This is a genomic window from Streptomyces sp. NPDC060028, assembly GCF_042736725.1.
GTDB lineage: Bacteria > Actinomycetota > Actinomycetes > Streptomycetales > Streptomycetaceae > Streptomyces.
On record NZ_JBHWVJ010000003.1, the window covers coordinates 43929 to 67131 of the forward strand.

General features: G+C 73.2%; 24 protein-coding genes. 17 read left to right on the forward strand and 7 right to left on the reverse strand.

Going from position 1 to position 23203, the window contains the following annotated elements; translation table 11 throughout:
- Positions 1-45: 45 nt before the first annotated feature.
- From ACFWBF_RS02460 to ACFWBF_RS02470, 3 genes are all read left to right on the forward strand, one after another.
- Entirely contained in the window at positions 46-1020 is a 975-nt protein-coding gene (locus tag ACFWBF_RS02460; RefSeq protein ID WP_385593913.1) for a LysR substrate-binding domain-containing protein, read from the forward strand.
- Between the two features lie 74 nt (positions 1021-1094).
- Positions 1095-2180 carry an S-(hydroxymethyl)mycothiol dehydrogenase gene (locus ACFWBF_RS02465; RefSeq protein WP_385593916.1) on the forward strand — a complete coding sequence of 362 codons (1086 nt, stop codon included), beginning with the start codon at positions 1095-1097 and terminating at the stop codon, positions 2178-2180.
- A gap of 128 nt (positions 2181-2308) precedes the next feature.
- Positions 2309-3625 (forward strand): alpha/beta fold hydrolase, encoded by a 1317-nt coding sequence (locus ACFWBF_RS02470; protein WP_385593919.1) that lies wholly within the window; start codon positions 2309-2311, stop codon positions 3623-3625.
- Positions 3626-3701: 76 nt separating this feature from the next.
- On the opposite strand, the gene ACFWBF_RS02475 is transcribed toward ACFWBF_RS02470, so the two are convergent.
- Entirely contained in the window at positions 3702-4394 is a 693-nt protein-coding gene (locus ACFWBF_RS02475) for an alpha/beta fold hydrolase (protein ID WP_385593923.1), read from the reverse strand.
- Between the two features lie 62 nt (positions 4395-4456).
- Here ACFWBF_RS02475 and ACFWBF_RS02480 point away from each other — a divergent pair, with 62 nt between their 5' ends.
- Positions 4457-5224 carry a PIG-L deacetylase family protein gene (locus tag ACFWBF_RS02480; RefSeq protein ID WP_385593926.1) on the forward strand — a complete coding sequence of 256 codons (768 nt, stop codon included), beginning with the start codon at positions 4457-4459 and terminating at the stop codon, positions 5222-5224.
- Positions 5225-5247: 23 nt separating this feature from the next.
- Complete coding sequence (locus ACFWBF_RS02485) at positions 5248-6081, forward strand: enoyl-CoA hydratase/isomerase family protein (protein ID WP_385593928.1); 834 nt, start codon at positions 5248-5250, stop codon at positions 6079-6081.
- Here ACFWBF_RS02485 and ACFWBF_RS02490 read toward each other — a convergent pair.
- Positions 6068-6883 carry a hypothetical protein gene (locus tag ACFWBF_RS02490; RefSeq protein ID WP_385593931.1) on the reverse strand — a complete coding sequence of 272 codons (816 nt, stop codon included), beginning with the start codon at positions 6881-6883 and terminating at the stop codon, positions 6068-6070. The two genes, ACFWBF_RS02485 and ACFWBF_RS02490, sit on opposite strands and share 14 nt — an antisense overlap.
- Before the next feature lie 49 nt (positions 6884-6932).
- Positions 6933-7868, reverse strand: coding sequence for an SDR family oxidoreductase (locus tag ACFWBF_RS02495; RefSeq protein WP_385593934.1), 936 nt, complete (start codon positions 7866-7868; stop codon positions 6933-6935).
- Positions 7869-8038: 170 nt separating this feature from the next.
- On the opposite strand from ACFWBF_RS02495, the gene ACFWBF_RS02500 reads away from it, so the two are divergent.
- The 7 genes from ACFWBF_RS02500 (at position 8039) to ACFWBF_RS02530 (ending at position 14262) form a co-directional block, all read left to right on the forward strand.
- Positions 8039-9043 (forward strand): NADPH:quinone oxidoreductase family protein, encoded by a 1005-nt coding sequence (locus tag ACFWBF_RS02500; RefSeq protein WP_385593937.1) that lies wholly within the window; start codon positions 8039-8041, stop codon positions 9041-9043.
- Positions 9040-10239, forward strand: coding sequence for an acyl-CoA dehydrogenase family protein (locus ACFWBF_RS02505; protein ID WP_385593939.1), 1200 nt, complete (start codon positions 9040-9042; stop codon positions 10237-10239). The genes ACFWBF_RS02500 and ACFWBF_RS02505 overlap by 4 nt, the downstream gene beginning before the upstream one ends.
- Positions 10236-11411 carry an acyl-CoA dehydrogenase family protein gene (locus tag ACFWBF_RS02510; protein ID WP_385593940.1) on the forward strand — a complete coding sequence of 392 codons (1176 nt, stop codon included), beginning with the start codon at positions 10236-10238 and terminating at the stop codon, positions 11409-11411. The genes ACFWBF_RS02505 and ACFWBF_RS02510 overlap by 4 nt, the downstream gene beginning before the upstream one ends.
- 30 nt (positions 11412-11441) lie before the next feature.
- A complete protein-coding gene (locus ACFWBF_RS02515; RefSeq protein ID WP_385593943.1) occupies positions 11442-12242 on the forward strand; it encodes a hypothetical protein in 801 nt (266 codons plus the stop codon).
- A gap of 161 nt (positions 12243-12403) precedes the next feature.
- A complete protein-coding gene (locus tag ACFWBF_RS02520) occupies positions 12404-12940 on the forward strand; it encodes a GNAT family N-acetyltransferase (RefSeq protein WP_385593946.1) in 537 nt (178 codons plus the stop codon).
- A gap of 71 nt (positions 12941-13011) precedes the next feature.
- Entirely contained in the window at positions 13012-13392 is a 381-nt protein-coding gene (locus ACFWBF_RS02525) for a tyrosinase family oxidase copper chaperone (protein WP_385593949.1), read from the forward strand.
- 6 nt (positions 13393-13398) lie between these two features.
- Positions 13399-14262, forward strand: a complete 864-nt coding sequence (locus ACFWBF_RS02530) for a tyrosinase family protein (RefSeq protein ID WP_385593952.1) — start codon at positions 13399-13401, stop codon at positions 14260-14262.
- A gap of 103 nt (positions 14263-14365) precedes the next feature.
- Here ACFWBF_RS02530 and ACFWBF_RS02535 read toward each other — a convergent pair whose 3' ends face one another.
- Both ACFWBF_RS02535 and ACFWBF_RS02540 read right to left on the reverse strand, forming a co-directional pair.
- Complete coding sequence (locus tag ACFWBF_RS02535; RefSeq protein WP_385593954.1) at positions 14366-14653, reverse strand: chaplin; 288 nt, start codon at positions 14651-14653, stop codon at positions 14366-14368.
- 103 nt (positions 14654-14756) lie between these two features.
- Positions 14757-15116 carry a hypothetical protein gene (locus ACFWBF_RS02540; protein WP_385593957.1) on the reverse strand — a complete coding sequence of 120 codons (360 nt, stop codon included), beginning with the start codon at positions 15114-15116 and terminating at the stop codon, positions 14757-14759.
- Between the two features lie 124 nt (positions 15117-15240).
- On the opposite strand from ACFWBF_RS02540, the gene ACFWBF_RS02545 reads away from it, so the two are divergent.
- Positions 15241-16704, forward strand: coding sequence for a carboxylesterase/lipase family protein (locus tag ACFWBF_RS02545; protein WP_385593960.1), 1464 nt, complete (start codon positions 15241-15243; stop codon positions 16702-16704).
- On the opposite strand, the gene ACFWBF_RS02550 is transcribed toward ACFWBF_RS02545, so the two are convergent.
- Positions 16682-17938, reverse strand: a complete 1257-nt coding sequence (locus ACFWBF_RS02550; RefSeq protein WP_385593963.1) for an alpha/beta hydrolase — start codon at positions 17936-17938, stop codon at positions 16682-16684. The two genes, ACFWBF_RS02545 and ACFWBF_RS02550, sit on opposite strands and share 23 nt — an antisense overlap.
- 263 nt (positions 17939-18201) lie before the next feature.
- Here ACFWBF_RS02550 and ACFWBF_RS02555 point away from each other — a divergent pair, with 263 nt between their 5' ends.
- The 3 genes from ACFWBF_RS02555 to ACFWBF_RS02565 are packed head-to-tail and all read left to right on the forward strand — an operon-like array spanning position 18202 to position 21450.
- Positions 18202-19083, forward strand: coding sequence for an alkaline phosphatase family protein (locus tag ACFWBF_RS02555; RefSeq protein ID WP_385593966.1), 882 nt, complete (start codon positions 18202-18204; stop codon positions 19081-19083).
- 2 nt (positions 19084-19085) lie between these two features.
- Positions 19086-20381 carry an MFS transporter gene (locus ACFWBF_RS02560; RefSeq protein WP_385593969.1) on the forward strand — a complete coding sequence of 432 codons (1296 nt, stop codon included), beginning with the start codon at positions 19086-19088 and terminating at the stop codon, positions 20379-20381.
- Positions 20382-20421: 40 nt separating this feature from the next.
- Positions 20422-21450 (forward strand): TolB family protein, encoded by a 1029-nt coding sequence (locus tag ACFWBF_RS02565; protein WP_385593971.1) that lies wholly within the window; start codon positions 20422-20424, stop codon positions 21448-21450.
- Positions 21451-21492: 42 nt separating this feature from the next.
- On the opposite strand, the gene ACFWBF_RS02570 is transcribed toward ACFWBF_RS02565, so the two are convergent.
- A complete protein-coding gene (locus ACFWBF_RS02570; RefSeq protein ID WP_385593974.1) occupies positions 21493-22179 on the reverse strand; it encodes a GNAT family N-acetyltransferase in 687 nt (228 codons plus the stop codon).
- 140 nt (positions 22180-22319) lie between these two features.
- On the opposite strand from ACFWBF_RS02570, the gene ACFWBF_RS02575 reads away from it, so the two are divergent.
- On the forward strand, positions 22320-23120 hold the full coding sequence (locus ACFWBF_RS02575; RefSeq protein WP_385593977.1) for an alpha/beta fold hydrolase: 801 nt from the start codon (positions 22320-22322) through the stop codon (positions 23118-23120).
- Positions 23121-23203: the final 83 nt, after the last annotated feature.

Genomic DNA, 23203 nt, shown 5'->3' on the forward strand with positions numbered 1-23203 from the left:
ATCGAATCCAGTTCGCGTTTCTTACCTGAACCGTAAGCTGGACCGATGCTCGACGTACGACGCCTGCGCCTGCTGCGCGAACTCGCCCGCCGCGGGACCATCGCCGCCGTGGCCGAGGCCCTCTCCTTCAGCCCTTCGGCGGTGTCCCAACAGCTCGGCGTCCTCGAACGGGAAGCCGGGCTGCCGCTGCTGGAGCGCACCGGCCGCCGGGTCCGGCTCACCCCCGCCGGACAGAACCTGGTCCGGCACGCCGAAGCCGTGCTGGAGCGGCTGGAACAAGCCGACGCCGATCTCGCCGAGGCCCGCAGCGGCCTGGCCGGGGGGCTGCGGATCGGGGCCTTCCCCACGGCCACCCGGGCCATCGTCCCGGCGGCGCTGGTCGCCTTGGCCCGCCGCCATCCGGCGCTGGAGCCGATGGTCTCGGAGACCGACCCGGCGGCGGTCGCGCACGCGCTGCGGGCCGGGGACCTGGACGTGGCCCTGGTCCACGAGTACGACTTCGTGCCGACCCCGGACGAGCCGGGGCTGGCCACCGAGCCGCTGTACCGGGAGGCGATGTACCTGGCGGCGCCGGTGACCGACCCGGAGCGGACCGGCCCGGGCGCCGGCCCTGACTCAGGCCCTGACTCCGGCCCTGACTCAGGCGCAGACCAGCGCGCGGTGCTCCGTACGTACGCCGACGCGCCCTGGATCACCGCCACGCCCGGCACGCTCTGCCGGGCCATGACCGTGCGGGCCTGCCAGGCCGCCGGGTTCACCCCGCGGGTCCGCCACCAGGTCGACGAGTTCGCCACCGTGCTCGCGCTGGTCGCGGCCGGGCAGGGGGTGGCCGTGGTACCGCAGCTCGGGGTCGCGGGCCCCGCCGATCCGGCCGTCGGCCTCACCCGCTTGCTCATGGAACGCCGTACGAAGGTGGCCTTCCGCAGCGGAGCCGCCACCCACCCTGCCGTGGCCGCCTTCGGCGCGGCCCTGCGGGAGGCGCTTCCGCCGGAATTGGCCGGATCGCGCGGCGGGATGTGACACAACTCCCTTGTACGGGGGTGTCCGTGTACGTTGCTCATGGGATCCGAACCAGATCGAGAGCGGGGCAGCACGTGACACATCGCGTACGAGGGGTCATCGCCCGGAGCAAGGGCGCGCCGGTGGAGACGACGACGATCCTCGTACCCGACCCGGGAGCCGGCGAGGCGCTCGTGCGGGTCCAGGCCTGCGGGGTCTGCCACACCGACCTGCACTACCGGGAGGGCGGGATCAACGACGAGTTCCCCTTCCTGCTCGGCCACGAGGCCGCCGGAATCGTCGAATCGGTCGGTCCGGACGTCACCTCCGTCGCGCCCGGCGACTTCGTGGTCCTCAACTGGCGTGCGGTGTGCGGCAACTGCCGGGCCTGCAAGCGCGGCCGCCCCTGGTACTGCTTCGCCACGCACAACGCCACCCAGCGCATGACCCTGGAGGACGGCACCCCGCTCTCGCCCGCCCTCGGCATCGGGGCCTTCGCCGAGAAGACCCTGGTCGCGGCCGGGCAGTGCACCAAGGTCGACCCGGCCGCCGCGCCCGCCGCCGCCGGACTGCTCGGCTGCGGGGTGATGGCCGGCCTCGGCGCCGCCCTGAACACCGGCAACGTCGGCCGGGGCGACTCCGTCGCCGTCATCGGCTGCGGGGGAGTGGGCAACGCGGCCGTCGCCGGCGCCCGGCTGGCGGGGGCCTCGCGGATCATCGCCGTGGACCTCGACGACCGGAAGCTGGCGTGGGCGCGGGGCCTGGGCGCCACGCACACCGTCAACGGCCGCAGCGAGGACGTGGTCAAGGCCATCCAGGGCCTGACCGGCGGCAACGGCGCGGACGTGGTCATCGAGGCCGTGGGGCGCCCCGAGACCTACCGGCAGGCCTTCTACGCGCGCGACCTGGCGGGCACCGTGGTCCTGGTCGGCGTCCCGACCCCGGACATGAAGCTCGAACTCCCGCTCATCGACGTCTTCGGACGCGGCGGCGCCCTCAAGTCCTCCTGGTACGGGGACTGCCTGCCCGAGCGGGACTTCCCCCTGCTCATCGACCTCTACCTGCAGGGCCGGCTCGACCTGGACGCCTTCGTGTCCGAGAGGATCCCGCTGGACGGGGTCGAGGACGCCTTCGCGCGGATGGAGCGCGGCGAGGTGCTCCGGTCGGTCGTCGAGTTCTGACGGCCCACCCGTAAGGCCCAAGCCCTGGCTGGGCCCCGTACTAGACTCGGGTGAACCGCACCCGCGCCCCGACCGTGACCCGTTCGGGGCGCGGGTTTCCGCACCTCCTCGTACACCAGGGGCAGTCCGTGACCACCGCGCACACCTACCGTCAGCCCGGCACCGTCCTGACCGACCACCACTTCACCGTCCCGCTCGACCACGACCGCCCCGACGGCGAGCGGATCGAGCTGTACGCGCGCGAGATCGTCGCCACCGGCAAGGACCCGGCCACGCTGCCCTGGCTGCTGTACCTGGAGGGCGGCCCAGGCTTCGGCGCCCGGCGGTTCATCGGCCGCCAGGCCTGGCTGGAGCGGGCCCTCGCCGAGTACCGGGTGCTGCTCCTCGACCAGCGCGGAACCGGCCGCTCCACCCCGGTGAACCGGCAGACCCTGCCCCTGCGCGGCACGCCCGCCGAACAGGCCGAGTACCTCGCCCACTTCCGCTCCGACGCCATCGTGCGCGACGCCGAGGCCATCCGCCCCGCCCTGACCGGCGGCGCGCCCTGGACCGTGCTCGGGCAGAGCTTCGGCGGCTTCTGCGCCACCCGCTACCTCGCCGCCGCCCCCGAGGGCCTCGCCGCCGTCCTGATCACCGGCGGTCTCCCCTCGCTGACGGCCACCGCCGAGGAGGTGTACGAGGCGGCCTACCCCCGCATGGAGCGCAAGAGCCTCGCGCACTACGCCCGTTACCCCATGGACGTGGAGCGGGCCCGGCGGATCGCCGCCCACCTCGCCGCGCAGCCGGCCGAACTCCCCGGCGGGCACCGCCTCACCGTCGAGGCCTTCCAGTCCCTCGGCATCCTCCTCGGCACGGGCGACGGCAGCCACCAGCTGCACTACCTCCTGGAGGACGCCTTCGTCCCGACCCCGGCCGGACCCGCCCTCTCCGACGCCTTCCTGGAGGAGGTCCGCGGGCTCCTCTCCTTCGCCGGGCACCCCCTGTACGCGCTGATCCACGAGTCGATCTACGCCCAGGACCCCGCCGCCCCCACGGGCTGGGCGGCCGACCGGGTGCGCGCCCGGCACCCGCGCTTCGACGCGGCCAAGACCCTGACGGGCGACGAGCCGCTGCTCTTCACCGCCGAGAACGTCCACCCCTGGCACTTCGCCGCCGACCCGGCCCTGGCCCCGCTGCGCGAGACCGCCGAGCTGCTGGCCGCCCGTACCGGCTGGCCGGCCCTCTACGACCCGGCCCGGCTCGCTGCCAACGAGGTGCCGGTGGCCGCCGCCGTCTACCACGACGACCTCTACGTGGACACCGGGCACTCCCTGGAGACCGCGCGCGCGATCCGGGGCCTGCGGACCTGGGTCACCGACGAGTTCGAGCACGACGGCGTCCGGGCGGGCGGCCCGCGCGTACTCGACCGTCTGCTGGCCCTCGTACGGGACGACGTGGCCCGGTAGCGAGCGAGGGCTCCGGCGGCACGCACCCGGGACCGGCCGCCGGATCACGTCCGGCCCCGGCCCCGCCGGGGCCGGCTCAGGCCTCGTCGAGGAGGATCCGCGCGAGTTCGGCGGGCCGGGAGAACATCGGCCAGTGGCCGGTGTCCATCTCGACCAGCCGCCAGTGCTCGCTCGTCAGCAGCTTGGCCACGTCCTCGCTCGGCTCGGCGCCGTCCAGCAGGCACTTGACGTACGTCGCCGGAAGATCGCCGAGCGGTCGCGCCAGCACGGCCGGCTCGGACAGCGTGGCGCCGGGGTGCGGCGTCGAGCCGTTCACGATGCGGGATATCTGCTCAGCGGTGAGGTCCTGGCCTTCGTATTCGTCGGCGGTTCGCGGAGCCCAGAAGCCGCCGTTCCCCGCGAGCTCGGCCTCCATGCTCGCCGGGCCCTCCCACCAACCGGAGACGAACGACTCGCCGTCCGTCGGCACATTGGCATCGACGAACACCACGCGCTCCAGCCGGTCGCCGATCCGCTCGGCGGCCTGCCCGACGGGAATGCCCGCGTAGCTGTGTCCGACCAGGACGACGTCGCGCAGATCGCGGCGCTCGATCTCCTCGACTATGTCCTGGACATGAGTCTGCTGTCCGGCCGCCACACCCCGCTTCTCGGCGACTCCGGACAGCGTGACGGGATGGGCGCGGTGACCGGCCCCGCGCAGATGCGCCGCCACCTCCTCCCACGCCCACGATCCGAGCCAAACGCCTGGTACCAACACGAAATCCGTCATGGAGGCACCGTAGCCGCCGGGTCTGACAACGCCCCCGCCAGCACTCGCTTATTGTGCGGCGTATGAGCGAACAACAACGCGATCAGCCCGCGCCCTTGCAGCCCATGCCCACCGACTGGACGCGCGCCCTCGCCGTCGTCGCCCACCCCGACGACCTGGAGTACGGCTGCGCGGCCGCCGTCGCGGACTGGACGGACGGCGGCCGGGAGGTCGTCTACCTCCTCGCCACGCGCGGCGAGGCCGGCATCGACACCGTCGCTCCCGAAACCTGCGCCGCGCTGCGCGAGGCGGAGCAGCGCGCGAGCGCGGCCGTGGTCGGGGTGCGCGAGGTCGAGTTCCTCGACTACCGCGACGGGATCGTCGAGTACGGCCTGGGCCTGCGCCGGGACATCGCGGCCGCCATCCGCCGACACCGCCCGGAGCTGGTGATCACCCTCAACCACCGTGACACCTGGGGCGGGGCGGGCGGCGGCGGTTTCTGGAACACCCCCGACCACAAGGCCGTCGGCCGGGCCACCCTGGACGCCGCCAGTGACGCGGGCAACCGGTGGATCTTCCCCGAACTCATCACCCAGCAGGGCCTGGAGCCCTGGAACGGGGTGCGCTGGGTCGCGGTGGCCGGCTCCAGCACCCCGACCCACGCCGCCGACGCCGGGCCCGGCCTGGAGCGTTCGGTCAAGTCCCTGCTGGAGCACAAGGCGTACATCGAGGTGCTCACCGACCAGGACCCCGAGGAGTACGTACGCACCTTCCTGACGGGCAACGCCCAGCAGGCGGCGGCACGGTTCGGCGGCCGCCCCGCGGTGCCGTTCGAGGTCTTCCCGCGCTGATCGGCGCCCCCTAAGGTGACGGGGTGATCGACACCATCAGCACGGAGATCGCGGAGGGGGAGGAGCGGATCCGTCTGGAGGTCGCGGACGGGATCGGGCTCCTCACCCTGTGCCGGCCGGACAAGCTCAACGGCTGGAGCTGGGAGTCCACGCGCCAACTGGGCCTGCTGGCGGACCGGATCCGCTTCGACCCCGAAATACGAGTGGTCCTGCTGCGGGCCGAGGGCCGGGCGTTCTGCGCGGGCATCGACGTGACGGCCCCGGGCGGCGCGATCACGGGGGAGACCCCGGCGGAGCAGACCCGGAACTACTACGAGGGCATCCGCTGGGTCCACGAGCGCTTCGCCGTCCTGGCCCGCCTTCCGCAGCCGGTGGTGGCCGCGGTCCAGGGGTACTGCCTGGGCTTCGGCTTCGAGCTGGCTCTGATGGCCGACATCCGGGTGGCGGCGAACGACGCCGTCTTCGCCCTGCCGGAAGCCGGCTTGGGCGTGGCCGTGGACGCGGGCGGGGACCTGCGCATAGCCCGAGAGGCGGGCGCGGGCTGGGCCAAGTTCCTCGCGCTGACCGGACGCCGGATCGACGCGGCCACGGCGGAGCGGCTGAACCTGGTCCAACTGGTGGTCCCGCCCGAGGACTTGGCGCAGGTCTCCCGGTCGGTGGCGGCGGAGATCGCGGCGAACGCGCCCCTCGCCGTGCAGGGCATCAAGCGTGCCATCGACGGCTACGCGGACGCCGCCCTGCCCGCCGCCCTCGACCGCGTCGCGATGACCGCGGCCCTCACGCTCACCTCGGACGACTGCCGGGAGGGCTACACCGCCAAGGCCGCGCGCCGGCCCCCGCGCTTCACCGGAGGCTGAGGACGGGGCGGACCGAGAGCGAGTCGATGACGTCCTCCCCGTCCGGTCCGTGGACGAACTCGACCATGGACGGGTTGATGCCGGCGGTGGCCAGCGGCAACCATTCCCGCAGCCGGCCGTAGCCGCCGCAGACGGCCTCGCCGCCGTCCCCGCCGTGCACGGCGCGCCCGCCGCCGCTCAGCTCGGCGCTGTAGACGTCGTACGCGATGCGCAGCCCGAAGGCGTTCCGCTCGAGCCGTGGCCCGGTGGCGCCGCCGTCACCGCCGCCGCCGTACGGAGCGGCGTCGAGGGGATAGTCGTCGCCCCACCGGAACAGCGTCGTGGCACCGGCCCCGCAGGCGTGCTCCCATTCGTCGGGATCGGGCATCCGCAGCCCGCGCGCGGCCAGGACCCCGGGCATGTCGGCCGCGGGCTCGGTCAGTTCCTCTGCCTCGACCGCCATGAGCACGGCGGCGAGCTCCACGGTCCGGGGCGGGGAGAGCTCGTCGGCGAGATGGGCCTTGATGTCGGGCGCCCAGGCGAAGCCCTCGGCCAGGCACTCGGCGTAGTCCGCGACCTGCTCCGGCGTCGGCTGCCACGCCTCCAGATCGAAACCGAGCCGCACCCGCCCGCCCGGTATCAGGGCGAACTCCCGCCCGTCCCGCTCGATGAGCGCGCGGTGCAGCGGGGCGCCGAGGTGCTCGACGGTCTCGACCAGGCGCACCCGGCCGCCCACGTCCGCCGCGGCCTCCCGGGCCAGCCGCCGGGCGGCCGCGGGGCCGAAGGAGCGCCACTGGGCGAGGGTCAGTTCAGCGAGGGTCATACGGGCCATGGTGCCCCGGGCCACTGACAACGGCGGGGTGCGCTACCCGCTACCCGGCAGGCGGCGGCGTGAAGGGGCCGCGGCCCAACTGCTCCCGGACGGGGACCACCTCGGGGTTCACCAGGGACCGGCGCTGCCAGTTCGCGCCGTCCACCACCAGGGTGTGTCCCGTGATGAACCGGGCGTAGGGCGAGGCCAGGAAGGTGGCAGCCCAGCCCAGTTCGCGCGGGGCGCCGACCCGCAGGGCGGGCTGACGGGCGTCCTTGGCGTCGGGCGCGGCCCGTTCCAGGCCGCCGCGGATGTCCTCGGTCATGTCGGCGTGCGGGAACAGCCCGGGGACCAGTCCGTTGATCTGGATGCCGTACGGTCCCCACTCGACGGCGAGCGTCTCCACCAGGTTCTTCACCCCTGCCTTCGCCGCCGCGCTGTGGGCGAAGCCCGGCCCGCCGGTCCAGGCGTACGAGGCGCCGATGTTCACGATCGACCCGGGGCTGCCCGCGGCGAGGTGGCGCCGGCCGAACTCGCGGGTCATGAACCAGGTGCCCGTCAGGGTGATGTCGACGACCGCCCGCCAGGCGTTCGGCGACAGGTCCTCCGCCGGACAGGGGAAGTTGGCGGCCGCGTTGTTGACCAGCACGTCCGGCAGTCCGAAGGCCGCCCCGGCCGCGTCGAAGGCCGCCGCGACCCGCTCCGGATCCCGGATGTCGCAGACGGCCGCGGTCACCCGGCCCGCGCCCGGTACGGCGGCGAGCTCCTCCCGCGCCGACTTCAGCGGCTCGGCCCGGCGCCCCGCGATCACCAGGTCCGCGCCGAGCCGCGCGAACTCGGTGGCGATGGCCTTGCCCAGCCCGGTGCCGCCGCCGGTCACGAGCACCACCCGGCCCGCGTACGTGCCCGGCGGCAGGGCGGCGGCGCCGAGCGGCGGGGGAGCGGGCAGCCCGGGCAGTCGGGGTGTACCGGACGGGCCGCTCTCGGGGGGACGCATGGGTCCATCGATAGCGTGCCGGGGCCCAGATCTCCATGGCCGTGACCGCGCGGGGCCCGATGTGCCCGATTCCGGGCCGCCGGGTTCCCGCGGCCGGGGTTCCCAATGACACAAGCGACCGCTTAGTATGCCGGCGAGCGTGGTTCCTCGACGGCGGCTGGAGGCCCCGGATGCAGGCATGGCGAGTACATACCCCCGGCGAACCCCGCGAGGCCATGCGCCTCGAGGAGGTTCCCGAACCGGTGCCCGGCGAGGGCGAGGTGAAGCTCAGGGTGCTCGCCGCCAACGTCAATTTCCCCGACGCCCTGCTCGTACGCGGCCAGTACCAGATCCGCCCGCCCCTGCCCTTCACCCCCGGCGTGGAGATCTGCGGCGAAACCGAGGACGGCCGCCGCGTCATCGCCAACCCGAGCCTGCCGCACGGCGGCTTCGCCGAGTACGTCACCGCCCCCGCGCGCGCCCTGCTCCCCGCGCCCGACACCCTCGACGACGCCGAGGCGGCCGCCCTGCACATCGGCTACCAGACCGGCTGGTTCGGCCTGCACCGCCGGGCCCGGCTGCAAGCCGGCGAGACCCTGCTCGTGCACGCCGCCGCCGGCGGGGTCGGCAGCGCCGCCGTCCAGCTCGGCAAGGCCGCCGGCGCCACCGTCATCGGGGTCGTCGGAGGCAAGGCGAAGGCCCGTACCGCCGAGGAACTCGGCTGTGACCTCGTCATCGACCGCACGAGCGAGGACCTGGTCGCCCGCGTCAAGGAGTTCACCGCGGGACGCGGCGCCGACGTCGTCTACGACCCGGTCGGCGGCGACGCCTACACCGCCTCCGCCAAATGCGTGGCCTTCGAGGGCCGGATCGTCGTCGTCGGCTTCGCGAGCGGCACCATCCCCGCCCCCGCCCTCAACCACGCGCTGGTGAAGAACTACTCCGTCCTCGGTCTCCACTGGGGGCTCTACGCCATCAAGGAGCCCGCCTCGATCGGCGCCTGCCACGCCGAGCTCACCCGGCTCGCCGCCGAGGGCGCCATCAAGCCGCTGGTCAGCGAGCGGGTCCCGCTCGCCGGGGCCGCCGACGCCGTCCAGCGCCTCGCCGACGGAACCACGACCGGCCGGCTGGTCGTCGTACCGGCCCTGACCCGGACCCCCGCCCCGGCCCCGGCCCCGGACGGCGGTGCCCGATGACCGTCACCGCCGAGGAACTGCGCGCCCGCGCAACCGAACTGCTCGCCGCCCACCGGCCCCGTTCGAGAGCGGACGCGGCCCGTACCGACTTCCTGCGCGCCCGCTTCGACGCCGGCCTCGCCTGGGTCCACTACCCCGAGGGCCTCGGCGGCCTCGGCGCCCCCCGCTCGCTGCAGGCCGTCGTCGACGCCGAGCTGGCGGCGGCCGGCGCCCCCGACAACGACCCGCGCCGCATCGGCATCGGCCTCGGCATGGCCGCGCCCACGATCCTCGCGTACGGCACCGAGGAGCAGAAGCGCCGCTTCCTGCGCCCCCTGTGGACCGGCGAAGAGGTCTGGTGCCAGCTCTTCAGCGAGCCCGGCGCCGGCTCCGACCTCGCCGCCCTCGGTACCCGCGCCGTGCGCGAGGAGGCGACCGGCGACTGGATCGTGGACGGGCAGAAGGTGTGGACCTCCAGCGCTCACACCGCCCGCTGGGCCATCCTGATCGCCCGCACCGACCCCGCGCTCCCCAAGCACCAGGGCATCACGTACTTCCTCTGCGACATGCACGCCCCGGGCGTCGAGGTACGGCCGCTGCGCCAGATCACCGGCGAGGCCGAGTTCAACGAGGTCTTCCTCACCGGCGTCCGCATCCCCGACTCCCAGCGCCTCGGCGCCGTCGGCCAGGGCTGGGCGGTCGCCCGCACCACCCTGATGAACGAGCGCGTCTCCATCGGCGGCATGCGGATCCCGCGCGAGGGCGGCATGATCGCACCCGTCGTCGCCGCCTGGCGCGAGCGGCCCGAACTGCGCACCCACGCGCTGCACCAGCGCCTGCTGGAACTGTGGGTCGAGGCGGAGGTGGCCCGGCTCACCGGCGAGCGGCTGCGCCAACAGCTCGTCGCCGGCCAGCCCGGCCCGGAGGGCTCGGGGATGAAGCTCACCTTCGCCCGCCTCAACCAGCAGATCAGCGGGCTGGAGGTGGAACTCCTCGGCGAGGAGGGCCTCCTGTACGGGGACTGGACCATGCGCCGCCCCGAACTGGTCGACTTCACCGGCCGCGACGCCGGATACCGCTACCTGCGCGCCAAGGGCAACAGCATCGAGGGCGGCACCAGCGAAATCCTCCTCAACATCGTCGCCGAACGCGTCCTCGGACTGCCCTCCGAGCCGCGCGACGACAAGGACCTCGCATGGAAGGACCTGGCCCGATGACAAAGCTGCCAGAGCCGACAGGGCTGACAGAGTCGACAGAGGCGACGGAGCCGACCGTGCCGAGTGCGACCCTCGACCTGCTCTACTCCGAGACCGAGGAAGAGCTCAGGTCCGCCGTACGCTCCCTGCTCGTCGACCGCTGCGACCCCGCGGGCATCCTCGCCCGGGCCGAGACCGGCCGCCCGCACGACCCGGCCCTGTGGGGCACCCTCGCCGCCGGGATCGGCACCGCCGGACTCCTCGTACCGGAGAAGCTCGGCGGCCAGGGCGCGAGCCACCGGGAGGCGGCCGTGGTCCTGGAGGAGCTCGGCCGGGCCGTCGCGCCCGTCCCGTACCTGACGAGCGCCGTGCTGGCGACCGAGATCCTGCTCGGCTGCGACCCCGGAACGGACGAAGTGGGCGCGCTGCTGCGCGAGCTGGCCGCCGGGCGGCAGATCTGCGTACCGGCCGTGCCGCTGACACTGGCTCCCGGCGCGCCGCTGCCCGCGGCGGTACGGGACTCCGGTGGCGGGGTGCTGACCGGCGCCGTCACCTCCGTGGCCGACGCGGTGGCCGCCGATGTGCTGCTGGTCCTCGCCGACACCGGGCTGTACGCCGTGCCGGCCGCGTCCGCGGCGGTGGCCGCGCTGGTCCCGCTGGACCTGACCCGGCCGCTCGCCACCGTCACCCTCGACGCGGCCGCCGGCACCCGGCTCGCCGACCCGGCCACCGCCCGGGCGGCCATCGCCGGAGCACTGCTCTGCGGAGCCGGGCTGCTCGCCTCGGAGCAGCTCGGGCTGGCCGAGTGGTGCCTGACGGAGACCGTCGGACACGTCCGGGGCCGCCACCAGTTCAACCGGCCCGTCGGCTCTTTCCAGGCCGTCAAGCACCGGCTCGCGCAGCTCTGGCTCGACGTCGCCTCGGCTCGCGCCGCGGCCCGGGCCGCCGCCGACGCGCTCGCCACCGGCGCTGCCGACGCGCCGCTGACGGTCGCGGTGGCCCAGGCCTACTGCTCGGGCGTCGCCGTACGCGCCGCCGAGGAGTGCGTCCAGCTGCACGGCGGCATCGGCATGACCTGGGAACACCCGGCCCACCTCTACCTCAAGCGCGCCAAGGCCGACTCGCTGGCGCTCGGGACGGCCGGCCACCACCGCGCACTCGTCGCCGATTTCGCGGAGCTGCCGACGCCGTAGTACCGGCCGACGGGCTGCGATCATGGCGGAATGTCCGAGACATCCCCCATGATCGAAGCCCGCTGGCCGCTCGCCCCGTCCCGCACCACCGACTGGCTGCGGGAGCTCGCCGACGACGACGGTCTGACGGGCTTCATGCCGCCGCCGCTGCCGGACGCGGCCTGGGTGCTGAACGCGATGTACGAGTACCAGGGCGCTCCGGGAGACGTGACCCACGACGAGCACCGCCGGGGCGGCCCGGCCGACGGGAGCACCACACCGCTCACGGTCGGGGACCACAGCCTCGAAGGGCTCACCACCACCGGCGGTGGACTCGGCCGCTCCGAGCACCCCGGCGCCGGCTGGCGCCGGCTGCGCTGGGCCGAGCTGGCCCGGCGTACCGGCGACGCGGTCGTCCCCGAAGGGCTGCTGCCCTCGTACCGGTGCCTGCCGGGCGCCCGCACCAACGGCAGCTGGCCCCTCGGCATCGAACCGCCCACCGAGGGCAGCCTCGACCGGCCCACCTGGAACCGGCTCGTCGAACTGCTCACCGCGCACGGTTCCGCCGGTCCGGACACCCGCTGCCTGGCCTACTACAACCCGATGCTCGTCCGGCGGTTCAACCAGGCCAACCTGCACGTCCGGGCCGGCCGCCTCGGCGACGCCGCCGCGCTGTACGACAACCCCGAGGCCGACTTCACCCCGTCCAACCTGTGGGCCGAGGACCACTCCTGGGTCCTCTGCACGGACTACGACCTGTGGGCCACCAAGGTCGCCGGACCGGCGCCGCTCATCGAAGCCCTGCTCGCCGACACCGAGATCGAGGCGGTCCGGCTCCCCTGGGCCCCCTGAGCCCTCCCGGGCGCCCCCGGCCACACCGCTGGCGAAGCCGCCCCCCACCCGGGCGCGCCCGGGCCCGCGCCTCAAACGCCGGCGGGGCTGCGGCTCGTCTTGCCGCCATCTGGGGCTGGCCCGCCTGCGGCGGGGTTGTCGGCGGTTCCTATCCTCGCGGGATGATCGATGCCATCACTCCCCTCGACGCCGCCGCACTGGCCTCCCACCGGGACGAGCTCGCCGAGCTGCTCCTCGCCGTGGTCGCCGACGGCTCCTCCCTCGGTTTCCTCGCCGGCCTCGACCACGCGGGCGCCGCTGCCTGGTGGGACTCCCTGCTGCCCGCCGTCGAGGACGGCTCCCTCGCGCTCTGGGTCTCCCGCACCGGAGCCGACGGCCGGATCGACGGCACCGTCAGCTGGTACCGGGAGTCCAAGCCCAACGGCCGCCACCGCGCCGAGCTGCGCAAGCTCATGGTCCACCCCGCCGCCCGCGGCCGCGGTACCGCCCGCGCGCTGCTCGCCGGGGCGGAAGAGGCCGCCGCCCGCGCCGGGGTGGTGCTGCTGTTCCTCGACACCGAGACCGGCAGCGGGGCCGAACACGTCTACCGCTCCGCCGGCTGGACCGAGGCCGGCACCATCCCCGACTACGCCACCGACCCGGCGGGCCGTCTGCACCCCACCACCCTTTTCTACAAGCGCCCGAACCAGCACAGGTGACCTCGCCCGCCGCGCCGCGTTAGACCCGTAGGCACCGGCTCCGGCACCGGGCACCGAGCGAGGGAGACCGTATGTACGCAGCACCCGCCGCCGCACCACTCACCCGCCGCGCGGTCCTTCGTACGGCCTTCACCGCGGCCGTGTGCGCGGGCACGGCCGCGGTCCTGGCCCCCGTACTGCGCGCCCGCAGACCCCGCCAGACGCTCACCCCGGCCCCGCTCACCGAGGAGACGTACCGCGGCCGGCACATCGCGGTGGACCTCGCGACGGCCGCGGTCCGCATCGACGGCCGTCCGCTGCACGTGATGCGCCGCGCCGACGGCAGCTACCTCAGCGGGATCAACCATTTCCAGTCCTACGCGACCCCGCTGGAGCTCGCCCGTGCCGCCGTCGACGAGCTGGGCACCAACCAGTTGGCGTTCGCGGCCCCCCACCACGGTGGACAGGAGTAGTCCGCGTTGTACACCCGGCAGAACCAGAGGAACCTGACCAGTGCGCAGAAGAAGCGGTTCACGGCCGCCGTGCTGGAGCTCAAGCGCAGCGGCGTCTACGACAGCCTCGTGCGCACGCACGACAAGTACTTCGTGCCCGACCGGGACCGCAAGCTCCGCGTCGGCCACATGTCCCCCTCCTTCTTCCCTTGGCACCGCCGCTACCTGCTCGAGTTCGAGAGGCATCTGCAGAGGGTCGACCCCGGCGTCTGCGTCCCGTACTGGGACTGGACCACCGACAGCAGTCCGGTCTCCTCGCTCTGGGCCGACGACTTCCTGGGCGGCACCGGCCGCGAGAGCGACCGGCAGGTGATGACCGGCCCCTTCGCCTACGAGAAGGGCAACTGGACGGTCACCGTGGGCATCACGGAGGCCCGTTTCCTCACCCGCAACCTCGGCCGGCCGCAGAACCCGATCAAACTGCCGACCGCGGCCGAGCTCAAGTGGGCGATGGACGACCCGACCTACGACACCTCGCCCTGGGACTCCACATCCGCCGACGGCGGCTTCCGCAACAAGCTGGAGGGCTGGGCGGCCCCGAAGAGCGAGCGCTGGCGCAACCACAACAAGGTCCACCAGTGGATCGGCGGCCACATGACGGGCGGCACGGCGCCCAACGATCCTGCGTTCTGGCTGCACCACGCCTTCGTGGACCTGCTCTGGGACCGCTGGCAGCAGCGGCACCCGGGCTCCGGCTACCTGCCCGCCGCCCCGCTCCCACCGGGTGACCTCCAGCGCGGCCGGGTGATCGCCCTCGACGAGCCGATGCCGCCGTGGGACCTGACCCCGCGCGAGATGCTCGGCCACCAGGGCGTCTACCGCTACGAATGACGACCCGCCGGGATTCCCTGTTCCGTGGCGAAGGGCCCCCGCCGTACGGCGGGGGCCCTTCGGGTGAAGCAGGTGATGCGAGCGATGCAGGTGATGCGGGTGATCAGCCGCCGTAGCCCTCGGTGTGGTGCTCGGTGTGGTGCTCGCCGCCCGACTGGTTGATGCAGGTGTTGCCGAACGCCGGGTTGAGCAGACCGATCACGTTGACCGTGTTGCCGCAGACGTTGACCGGGATGTGCACCGGAACCTGCACCAGGTTGCCCGACAGGACACCGGGGGAGCCGACCGCCGCACCGTGCGCGCCGGCATCGGCAGCCGCCAGACCCGCGCCGGCGACCAGGGCGCTACCGGCGGCAGCGGTGATGACGAATGCCTTCGCGATACGCGACATCAAGATCTCCTCTTGAGAAAATGGGGGGGGGTGCCGCAAAGCTGCTGCGGCGTTTGACATGGCATACAACGCACCGGCCGCCCAGGGGTCACGGGCATTGCGCCTACCCAGTGATCCCGAACCGCGCGGAAGCGAAAGCCGGCTGCACCTGAGTGACCTCACCCGGACGCATGACCTGCACCGGAGCGCCCTTGCAGCCCGGCTCCCGGTAGAGGGCCACCGGCTCGCGGGTCTTGTTCGTCACACCCCGCGAACCGCCGCCCTCGGCCTCGGCGCAGCCCTTGTGGGAGGGGACCGCGTGGACCTTGTCGTCCTGGCCGACGTACTGGAAGTCGGGACCGACGACGGTCCCCTGGCCGATGACGGGGCCTTCGCCGGCGTGCGCGGCACCGGCGCAGGCGCCGGTGGCCACGGCCGCCAGCAGCAGGGCGGGGATGGTGAGGGGGATACCCATGGATCGCATGCCCGCTCCAACCCGCCGCGCCCCTGACCGGGTCACGCCTTGTCACCCCATGGACGCCTGTGCGACGGTGCGCGGAGCGCGGAGTGTGGGGCGCGGAGCGCAGGATTCAGTCTCGGAGGACGCGATGGGCGCAGCGGTCGGCGGCAGGCACCACGGCCGGCCCCGGGCCGGTACCGGGCAGGGCGTGGTCGAGGGCCGCACCGGGCCCGGTGGGATCGCCGTCTTCCGCGGCATCCCGTACGCCGCCCCGCCCGTCGGGCCCCGCCGCTTCGCCGCGCCTGCTCCGCCCGAGCCCTGGGACGGCGTACGCGACGCGGGTGCGTACGGGCCCACCGCGCCCAAGGTGCCCTACCCGGACACGTTCGCGGCGCTGCTGCCCGACCCGGAGATCCCCGGGGACGACTGCCTGAACCTCAACGTGTGGACCCCGGACCCGGACCCCGCGGCCCGGCTGCCGGTCATGGTGTGGATCCACGGCGGGGCCCTCACCCGGGGCTCCTCGGCGGTCCCCGTCTACGACGGCTCGGCCTTCGCCCGCGACGGCGTGGTGCTGGTATCCGTCAACTACCGGCTCGGTGTCCTCGGCTACGGGCTCTTCCCCGACGCCCCCGCCAACCGTGGCCTGCTGGACCAGATCGCCGCCCTGCAATGGGTCCGGGACAACATCGCGGCCTTCGGCGGCGACCCCGCCCGCGTCACCGTCTTCGGCGAGTCCGCCGGGGCCATCAGCATCGGCGCTCTGCTCGCCGCCCCGCGCGCCGAGGGGCTCTTCGCCCGGGCCGTCCTGCAGAGCGGGGCCCCCGAGGTGCTGCCGCGCGACGGGGTGCGCACCATGGTCCGGCGGATGGCCTCGCTGCTGAAGGTGCCCGCGACCGCCGGGGCCTTCGCCGCGACCGCCCTGCCCGACCTGCTCGCCGCCCAGGCCGCGGCGGCGCGCCGCTCCTCCCCGCTGGTCGGCGGTCCGGCCTTCGGCCTGGTCACCGACCCGGACACGCTCCCCGCCGACCCGCTCGAGGCGGCCACGGGGAGCGGCGTGGCGCTGCTGCTGGGCTGGACCACCGAGGAGTACCGGCTCTGGCTCGCCCCCACCGGCGGGATGCGGCTGCTGGACCGGCTGGGCCCGCTCACCGTGGCGCTGGCCTGCCTGCGCAGCGGCAAGGACCGGGCCGCCGTACGGGCGCTGCGCGACGGGCTGCCCGGGGCGGGCCCGGCCGATCTGGCCGGCCACCTGCTCACCGACCGGCTGCTGCGCGACCCGCTGCGACGGCTCGCGGGCGCGCGGCGGACGGCGCCGAGCTTCCTGTACGAGTTCGCGTGGCCGTCCGGGGTCACGGGCCTCGGCTCCTGCCACGCGCTGGAGCTCGGGTTCATCTTCGACAACCTGGCCGTGCCCGAGTCGGCGTGGCTGGCCGGGCCGGACGCCCCGCAGTCGCTGGCCGAGGAGATGCACGCGGCCTGGGTGCGGTTCGCCGTCGCGGGGGAGCCGGGCTGGGCGCCCTGGGACGGCAACGGCCCGCCGAAGGTGTTCGGCGGGCCGGAGCTGAAGCAGGCGTGGGAGGCGGCGGTTACTCCACGGGTCCTTCCATGACCTTGCTGATGAACTGGATCGGTCCCTCGCCCATGTTGGGCACGTAGGTCTTGGCGTTGTGCTTGCCGCCCTGGATGACTCTCAGGTCGGTGTGTATGGGGCCCTTGCCGTAGGTGGCGATGAACTTCTGCACGTTCGGCAGGGTGTTCTTGTTGCTCTCGTCGGTGCCGACCTGGAAGGCGAGGTAGACGTCCGGGCCCTTCTTGTCGATGAGCTGCTTCGCGAGCAGCTCCGGGTTGTTCTCGGCCTTCTCCTTGTCGTGGCCCTTCCACAGCGGGGAGTCCGGGACGATGTCCGGGCCGGAGGCGATGACGGCCTTGAACTTGTCGGGGTGCTGCAGCACGGCCTTCAGACCTGCGAAGCCGCCGGTGGAGGAGCCCATGAAGGCCCAGCCGTCGCGGGACTTGACCGTGCGGAAGTTCGCCTTCATGAAGTCCGGCACGTCATCGGTCAGCCAGGTGCCCATCTTGGGCTGGCCGGGGATGTCGGAGCCGTCCCAGTAGATGCCCTTGTCGTCGGGTGCCGGGTTCAGCACCGGCATGGCCAGGATGAAGGGCTTGCTCTTGCCCTCGCCGTACCACTTGCTGATGCTGCTCTGGAGGCCCAGGTCGGTGCCCATCCAGTAGTTGTTGGGGTAACCGGCGCCGCCGGGCAGGGCGACCATGACCGGGAAGCCGCTCTTGGCGAACTTCGGGTCGTTGTACTCCTTGGGCGCCCAGACCCAGACCTGGCCCTTGAAGCCGGACTTCTTGCCGTCCAGGGTGGCGACGGCGACGTGGGTGCCGTCGGCCAGGGTCATGGAGTTCTTGAAGGTGGCCATCGGACCCGTCGGCATCAGGGCCTTGGAGTTGGCCGGCGGCTTGGAGTCGGTGCTCCCGCCTCCGGTGCCCCCCGCGCCGCCGGGGGCCTTGCCGAAGGAGACGGCCTGGCCCTTGTCGGTGAAGGGCGGTATTTCGTAGTGGTTCATCACGAGCGCCGCGATGCCTGCGAGCGCGATGACGGAGACACCCGCGATCACCCAGCGCCGGACCCGCGACGGACGACGCCGGGGTTCCTCGGGCAGGGGAGGCTCACCGTAAAGGGGAGGCTCACCGTAAGGCGGCTGCGGCGGCCCGTAGGGGTGCTGGTGGCCCTGGGGCGGGTACGACTGTCCGTACGGCTCGCCGTAGGGCTGCTGCTGGTACTGCCCTTCCGACCGGTACGGCTGATGCTGTCCGTCGGGTGAGTACGACATGTGGGGTTGTCTCCGGCTTGGTGCTGCCCCGTTGGGGCGGGGTCGACATGCTTTCGTTCGAAGGATGATCGTACGTGCCCATGGGTTCCGTATTTTTCCTTCTCTTGACGTTCCCTGGAGAAGGACGTTGCCCGATGTGAAAAGGGCCTTCGGAGTTCCCGTTCCGTTCGCCAAGTATCTCTGGCCAGTGCACATGCCCCTGGGTATGGTGCGTCCGCGCCGCCCCCAAACCCCCCTGCCTGGAGGTATCTTCCGTGTTTGGCATGTCCCTTTCACGGCCCCGCCGTAAGACGGCCCTCGCCACCGCCTTCGGCCTCAGCGCCGTGGGCGCCGCGCTGTGGGCAGGCACAGGTGCCGCCCAGCCCGCGCACGCGGCCGGCCTGCCCGCCCCCGACCACGTGGTCGTCGTGGTCTTCGAGAACCACGCCTACAACCAGGTCATCGGCAGCTCCAGCGCCCCCTACATCAACTCCCTCAAGACCGGGGGAGCCAACCTCACCAACTCCTTCGGCATCACGCACCCCAGCCAGCCCAACTACCTCCAGCTCTTCTCGGGCTCCAACCAGGGCGTGACCGGCGACAGCTGTTACACGCCCGGCTTCAGCTCCGCGCCCAACCTGGCCTCCGAGCTGATCGCCGCCGGCAAGAGCTGGGCCAGCTACAACGAGACCCTGCCCAGCCAGGGCTCCACCACCTGCTCCAGCGGCAACTACGCCCGCAAGCACAACCCGTGGTTCGCCTTCTCCAACGTGCCCACCAGCACGGCGAAGACCATGACGCAGTTCCCCACGGACTTCACCACCCTGCCCAAGATGTCGTTCGTCGTCCCCAACCTGTGCAGTGACATGCACGACTGCTCGGTGGGCACCGGCGACACCTGGCTCAAGAACAACCTCAAGGCCTACGCGGACTGGGCCAAGACCCACAACAGCCTCCTCGTCGTCACCTTCGACGAGGACAACCGGCTCGCGGGCAACAAGATCCCGACCGTCCTCTACGGGCAGCCGGTGACCCCGGGCTCCACGTCGAGCACCACCTACAACCACTACGACATGCTGCGCACCCTGGAGGGCCTCGCCGGCCTGACCACCCACGCGGGGAACGCCGCCACCGCCACCGACATCACCGGGATCTGGGCCTCCTGACCATGTACGTTGCGGACAGTCGCGGTACACCCGCGCCCGCCGTGACCCCCGAGACGGCCGTCGCCCCGGGCACCCGCCCGGGGCGGCGCGCCGCCCTCGCCCCCACGGTGCTCGCCCTCGGCACGGTCAGCCTGATCACCGACGTCTCCTCAGAGATGGTCACGGCCGTGCTCCCGCTCTACCTCGTCGCCGGACTCGGGCTCACCCCGCTCGGCTTCGGACTGCTCGACGGCCTCTACAACGGGGTCAGCGCCCTGGTCCGGCTCACCGGAGGCCACCTCGGCGACCGCTTCGGCCGCCACAAGGCCCTCGCCGGGATCGGCTACGGCCTCTCCGCGCTGTGCAAGCCGCTGCTGCTCCTCGCGCACACCCTGCCCGCCATCGGGGCCGTCCTTGCCCTCGACCGCACCGGCAAGGGCCTGCGCACCGCCCCCCGCGACGCGCTCATCTCGCTCTCCGCCGCCCCCGGGGAACGCGGCCGGGCCTTCGGCGTGCACCGGGCCATGGACACCGCCGGCGCGCTGATCGGGCCGATCCTCGCCTTCCTCATCCTGCGCGGCGCCGCCGACGGATACGACGCCGTGTTCACCGTCAGCGCCTGCGTCGCCGCGCTCGGCGTACTGGTGCTGGTGCTCTTCGTACCGGGCCGCCGGCCGGGACCCCCGCCGGGAACACCCGCCGCCTCCGGCACCGGGCCCGTCTCCCTGCGGGCCTCCCTCGGGCTGCTGCGCCGCCGCGACCTGCGCCGGATCGGCCTGTGCGCGCTGCTGCTCGGCCTGTGCACCGTCAGCGACGCCTTCGTCTTCCTGCTGCTCCAGCACACCACCGGGATCACCGACCGCTGGTTCGCCCTGCTGCCGCTGGGTACCGCCGCCGCGTTCTTCCTGCTCGCGCTGCCGCTCGGACGGCTCGCCGACCGGATCGGCCGCTGGCGCGTCTTCCTCGGCGGCCACCTCGCGCTGCTCGCCGCGTACGCGATCCTCCTCGCCGGCGGGCACCACCCCGCGCTGCCCTACGCCGTGCTCCTGCTCCACGGCGGCTTCTACGCCGCCACCGACGGGGTGCTGATGGCCACCGCGGCCGGAGCCGTGCCCGAGGAGCACCGCGGCGGCGGGCTCGCCCTCGTCCAGACCGGGCAGGCCCTCGCCCGGTTCACCGCCTCGATCGGCTTCGGCGCCGCCTGGACCGTGTGGGGCGCCCGCCCCGCGCTCGCCGTCGCCGCCGCCCTGCTGGCCGCGGCCACCGCCCTGTGCGTACGGCTCCGCCCGGCAGGCGCGGACAGCGCTGCCGACGCCTGATCCCCGACGCCTCGATCCCCGTCCGACCGAAAGGCCGCCCATGACCCTCCGCCGCCGGATCCTGATCCTCACCTGCGCCGTCGTCCTGCTCGCCGCCGTGGGGGTGCTGGCCGTCGTACGGGCCTCCTCGCGGGCCGACGAGAAGGACCGGCCCCAGGCCGGCGGACCGCAGATCACCCGGGGCGGGCTCACGCTCACCCCCGGCGAGGGCGGCCGGCGGATCGTGTTCCGGAACATGGCCTGGGGTCCGCACCGAGACGAGCTCGCCAGCGTGCCGGCCGACGCGCCCGAAGGGCCCCGTACCGCCTCCGGGGTGAGCTGCCTGCGCTTCCACTCCGCCGCGGGCACCGGGGTCTGTCTCCAGGCCGACAAGGGCGGGGTCCAGGACGGCTACAAGGCCGTCGTCCTCGACGCCCGCCTCAAGGAGGTGGCCAGCCACCCGCTGGCCGGCATCCCCACCCGGGCACGGGTCTCGCCCGGCGGCCACCTCGCCGCCTGGACGGTCTTCGTGGGCGGGGACAGCTACGCCGGCACGAACTTCTCCACCCGGACCTCGCTGCTCGACCTGCGCACCGGGAAGTACGACGCCTCCCTGGAGGACTTCACGATCCGCAAGGACGGCAAGACGTACCGCAACGCCGACGTGAACTTCTGGGGGGTCACCTTCGCCGCCGACGAGAAGACCTTCTACGCGACCCTCGCGACCGGCGGCCAGACCTACCTGGTCCGCGGAGACCTGACCGGGCGCACGGTGACCACGCTGCGCGAGAACCTGGAATGCCCGTCCCTGTCGCCCGACGGGACCCGGCTGGTGTTCAAGAAGCGCGTACCGGGCCTGTCGGCCGACGCGCCCTGGCGGCTCCACGTCCTGGACCTCGCCTCGATGCGGGAGACCCCGCTCGCGGAGGAGCGCAGCGTCGACGACCAGGTGGTCTGGACGGACGACCACACGGTGGTCTACTCGCTGCCCGGGGATTTCGGCGCCGACCTGTACTCCGTGCCGGCCGACGGCAGCGGCGCCCCCGCCCGGCTGATGGCATCGGCCCTCGCCCCCGCCTTCCTGGGATGACACCCGGGAGGGCGGGGGACGAGGGCCGCCGGCGCAGGACCGTTACGCCGGAATGAGCGTCTTGCGGCGGCGCTTGCGCTGCGCACCCGCCGACAGCCTCAGCTCGATGATCGACCGTACGGCCGGCCACTCCTCGTCGAGGATCGAGTAGAAGGCGGTACTGCGGACCGCTCCGTCGAGCCCCCGCGAATGGGCCCTGCGGACCCCCTCACAGGTGAACCCGAGCCGTTCCATCGCGGCCCGCGAGCGTCCGTTGCGGGCGTCCGCGCGCAGCGAGATGCGCCGCACGCCCCACGTCTCGAAGGCATGGCGGAGCATGAGCAGCTTCGCCTCGGTGTTGATGCCGGTGCCCTGGGCGCCCGGGGACAGCCAGGTATTGCCGATCTCGGCGGCATCGGGGATCGACGTGGCCGGATCGCCGAACGGGACCCCCGGCACGGCGGGCCACACGAGCGGCCCCTGCCAGTAGTCCAGTTCCAGGAACCGGGTCGAACCGACAACCCGCCCGTCGGTGGCTCTGACCACCGCGAACGGGACCGATCGACCCGCCGCCTGATCGGCGAGGGCACGGTCGATGTACTCGTGGGACGCCTGCACGCCGTGGGGTACGGGGGTGAAGGCGTAAGTCGTACGATCCTCGGCCCCGGCCAGGGCCAGGGCCTCGGTGTGGTGGGGGGCGAGGGGCTCGAGCCGCACGCTGCGGCCGGCGAGGAGTACGGGTACGGGCACGGAGCCTTCGGTCCTTCTGGGCGGTGGGGTGGTTGCACAGTCTGCGTCCCTGACGTCGCCCCCCGTGCAAAACACGGGTGAAAGGCAACGGGCTGTCAGGTGAACGCGAGTGGCTCAATGTAGCCCCTTAAAGTCCTCTCATGAACCCCCAATTTGGCAATGGCGCGGCACTGTTTTTCGATGACTTGGGTCCCCGCGACGGAGCGGCCGTAATCCTGATCCACGGACATCCGTTCAACCGCACGATGTGGGCCCCCCAGACGGCCGCCCTCACGGCCGCCGGATACCGCGTCATCGCCCCTGACCTGCGGGGATACGGGGAGAACCCGGCTGTGCCCGGCAAGACTCCGTTCGCCGTGTTCGCCGACGATCTCGCCGCGCTCCTCGACCGCCTGGGCATCGAACAGGCGGTCGTCGGCGGAGTGTCCATGGGCGGGCAGATCGCCATGGAGACGCGGCTGCGCCACCCGGGTCGGATTCGGGCCCTGGTGCTCGCCGACACCTCCCCCGTGCCGGAGACCGAAGACGGCAAGAAGTTCCGCCGGGAGCTCGCCGACCGGCTGCTCGCGGAGGGCATGGGGCCGTACGCGCGGGAGTCCATCGACAAGATGCTCGCGCCCTACAACGTGACCGGCAACCCGCGGGCCGCGGCGCACGTGAGCGCCATGATGCTCGCGACCGACCCCGAGGGCGCGGCCGCCGCCCTGCGCGGGCGGGCGGAGCGCCCCGACTACCGGCCGGTGCTCGCCGCGCTCACCGAGCCCTGCCTCGTCCTGGTCGGACGGGACGACGTCTACACCCCGGTCGCGGAGGCCGAGGCCCTGCACGCCCTGATGCCGCACTCGGTGCTCCGCGTCATCGAGCGGGCCGGGCACCTGCCGGGCGTGGAGCGGCCGGAGGCCTTCAACCAGGCGCTCCTGGAGTTCCTCGCGACGCTCTGATCGCCCGCCCGGCACGGCGAGTGGCCCACCTGAGACGGTCTTCATTGGACCTGTCCGGGGGGCCACTGCGGCTGATCAAATGA

What these genes read in the sequence shown, in the direction of transcription:
- ACFWBF_RS02540 (WP_385593957.1), bottom strand. Translation starts at nt 15,116, where the DNA reads ATGCGATCCATGGGTATCCCCCTCACCATCCCCGCCCTGCTGCTGGCG.
- ACFWBF_RS02510 (WP_385593940.1), top strand. Translation starts at nt 10,236, where the DNA reads ATGACAAAGCTGCCAGAGCCGACAGGGCTGACAGAGTCGACAGAGGCG.
- ACFWBF_RS02520 (WP_385593946.1), top strand. Translation starts at nt 12,404, where the DNA reads ATGATCGATGCCATCACTCCCCTCGACGCCGCCGCACTGGCCTCCCAC.
- ACFWBF_RS02515 (WP_385593943.1), top strand. Translation starts at nt 11,442, where the DNA reads ATGTCCGAGACATCCCCCATGATCGAAGCCCGCTGGCCGCTCGCCCCG.
- ACFWBF_RS02575 (WP_385593977.1), top strand. Translation starts at nt 22,320, where the DNA reads ATGAACCCCCAATTTGGCAATGGCGCGGCACTGTTTTTCGATGACTTG.
- ACFWBF_RS02565 (WP_385593971.1), top strand. Translation starts at nt 20,422, where the DNA reads ATGACCCTCCGCCGCCGGATCCTGATCCTCACCTGCGCCGTCGTCCTG.
- ACFWBF_RS02560 (WP_385593969.1), top strand. Translation starts at nt 19,086, where the DNA reads ATGTACGTTGCGGACAGTCGCGGTACACCCGCGCCCGCCGTGACCCCC.
- ACFWBF_RS02555 (WP_385593966.1), top strand. Translation starts at nt 18,202, where the DNA reads ATGTCCCTTTCACGGCCCCGCCGTAAGACGGCCCTCGCCACCGCCTTC.
- ACFWBF_RS02550 (WP_385593963.1), bottom strand. Translation starts at nt 17,938, where the DNA reads ATGTCGTACTCACCCGACGGACAGCATCAGCCGTACCGGTCGGAAGGG.
- ACFWBF_RS02480 (WP_385593926.1), top strand. Translation starts at nt 4,457, where the DNA reads ATGAGCGAACAACAACGCGATCAGCCCGCGCCCTTGCAGCCCATGCCC.
- ACFWBF_RS02505 (WP_385593939.1), top strand. Translation starts at nt 9,040, where the DNA reads ATGACCGTCACCGCCGAGGAACTGCGCGCCCGCGCAACCGAACTGCTC.
- ACFWBF_RS02475 (WP_385593923.1), bottom strand. Translation starts at nt 4,394, where the DNA reads ATGACGGATTTCGTGTTGGTACCAGGCGTTTGGCTCGGATCGTGGGCG.
- ACFWBF_RS02525 (WP_385593949.1), top strand. Translation starts at nt 13,012, where the DNA reads ATGTACGCAGCACCCGCCGCCGCACCACTCACCCGCCGCGCGGTCCTT.
- ACFWBF_RS02495 (WP_385593934.1), bottom strand. Translation starts at nt 7,868, where the DNA reads ATGCGTCCCCCCGAGAGCGGCCCGTCCGGTACACCCCGACTGCCCGGG.
- ACFWBF_RS02490 (WP_385593931.1), bottom strand. Translation starts at nt 6,883, where the DNA reads ATGACCCTCGCTGAACTGACCCTCGCCCAGTGGCGCTCCTTCGGCCCC.
- ACFWBF_RS02460 (WP_385593913.1), top strand. Translation starts at nt 46, where the DNA reads ATGCTCGACGTACGACGCCTGCGCCTGCTGCGCGAACTCGCCCGCCGC.
- ACFWBF_RS02545 (WP_385593960.1), top strand. Translation starts at nt 15,241, where the DNA reads ATGGGCGCAGCGGTCGGCGGCAGGCACCACGGCCGGCCCCGGGCCGGT.
- ACFWBF_RS02500 (WP_385593937.1), top strand. Translation starts at nt 8,039, where the DNA reads ATGCAGGCATGGCGAGTACATACCCCCGGCGAACCCCGCGAGGCCATG.
- ACFWBF_RS02535 (WP_385593954.1), bottom strand. Translation starts at nt 14,653, where the DNA reads ATGTCGCGTATCGCGAAGGCATTCGTCATCACCGCTGCCGCCGGTAGC.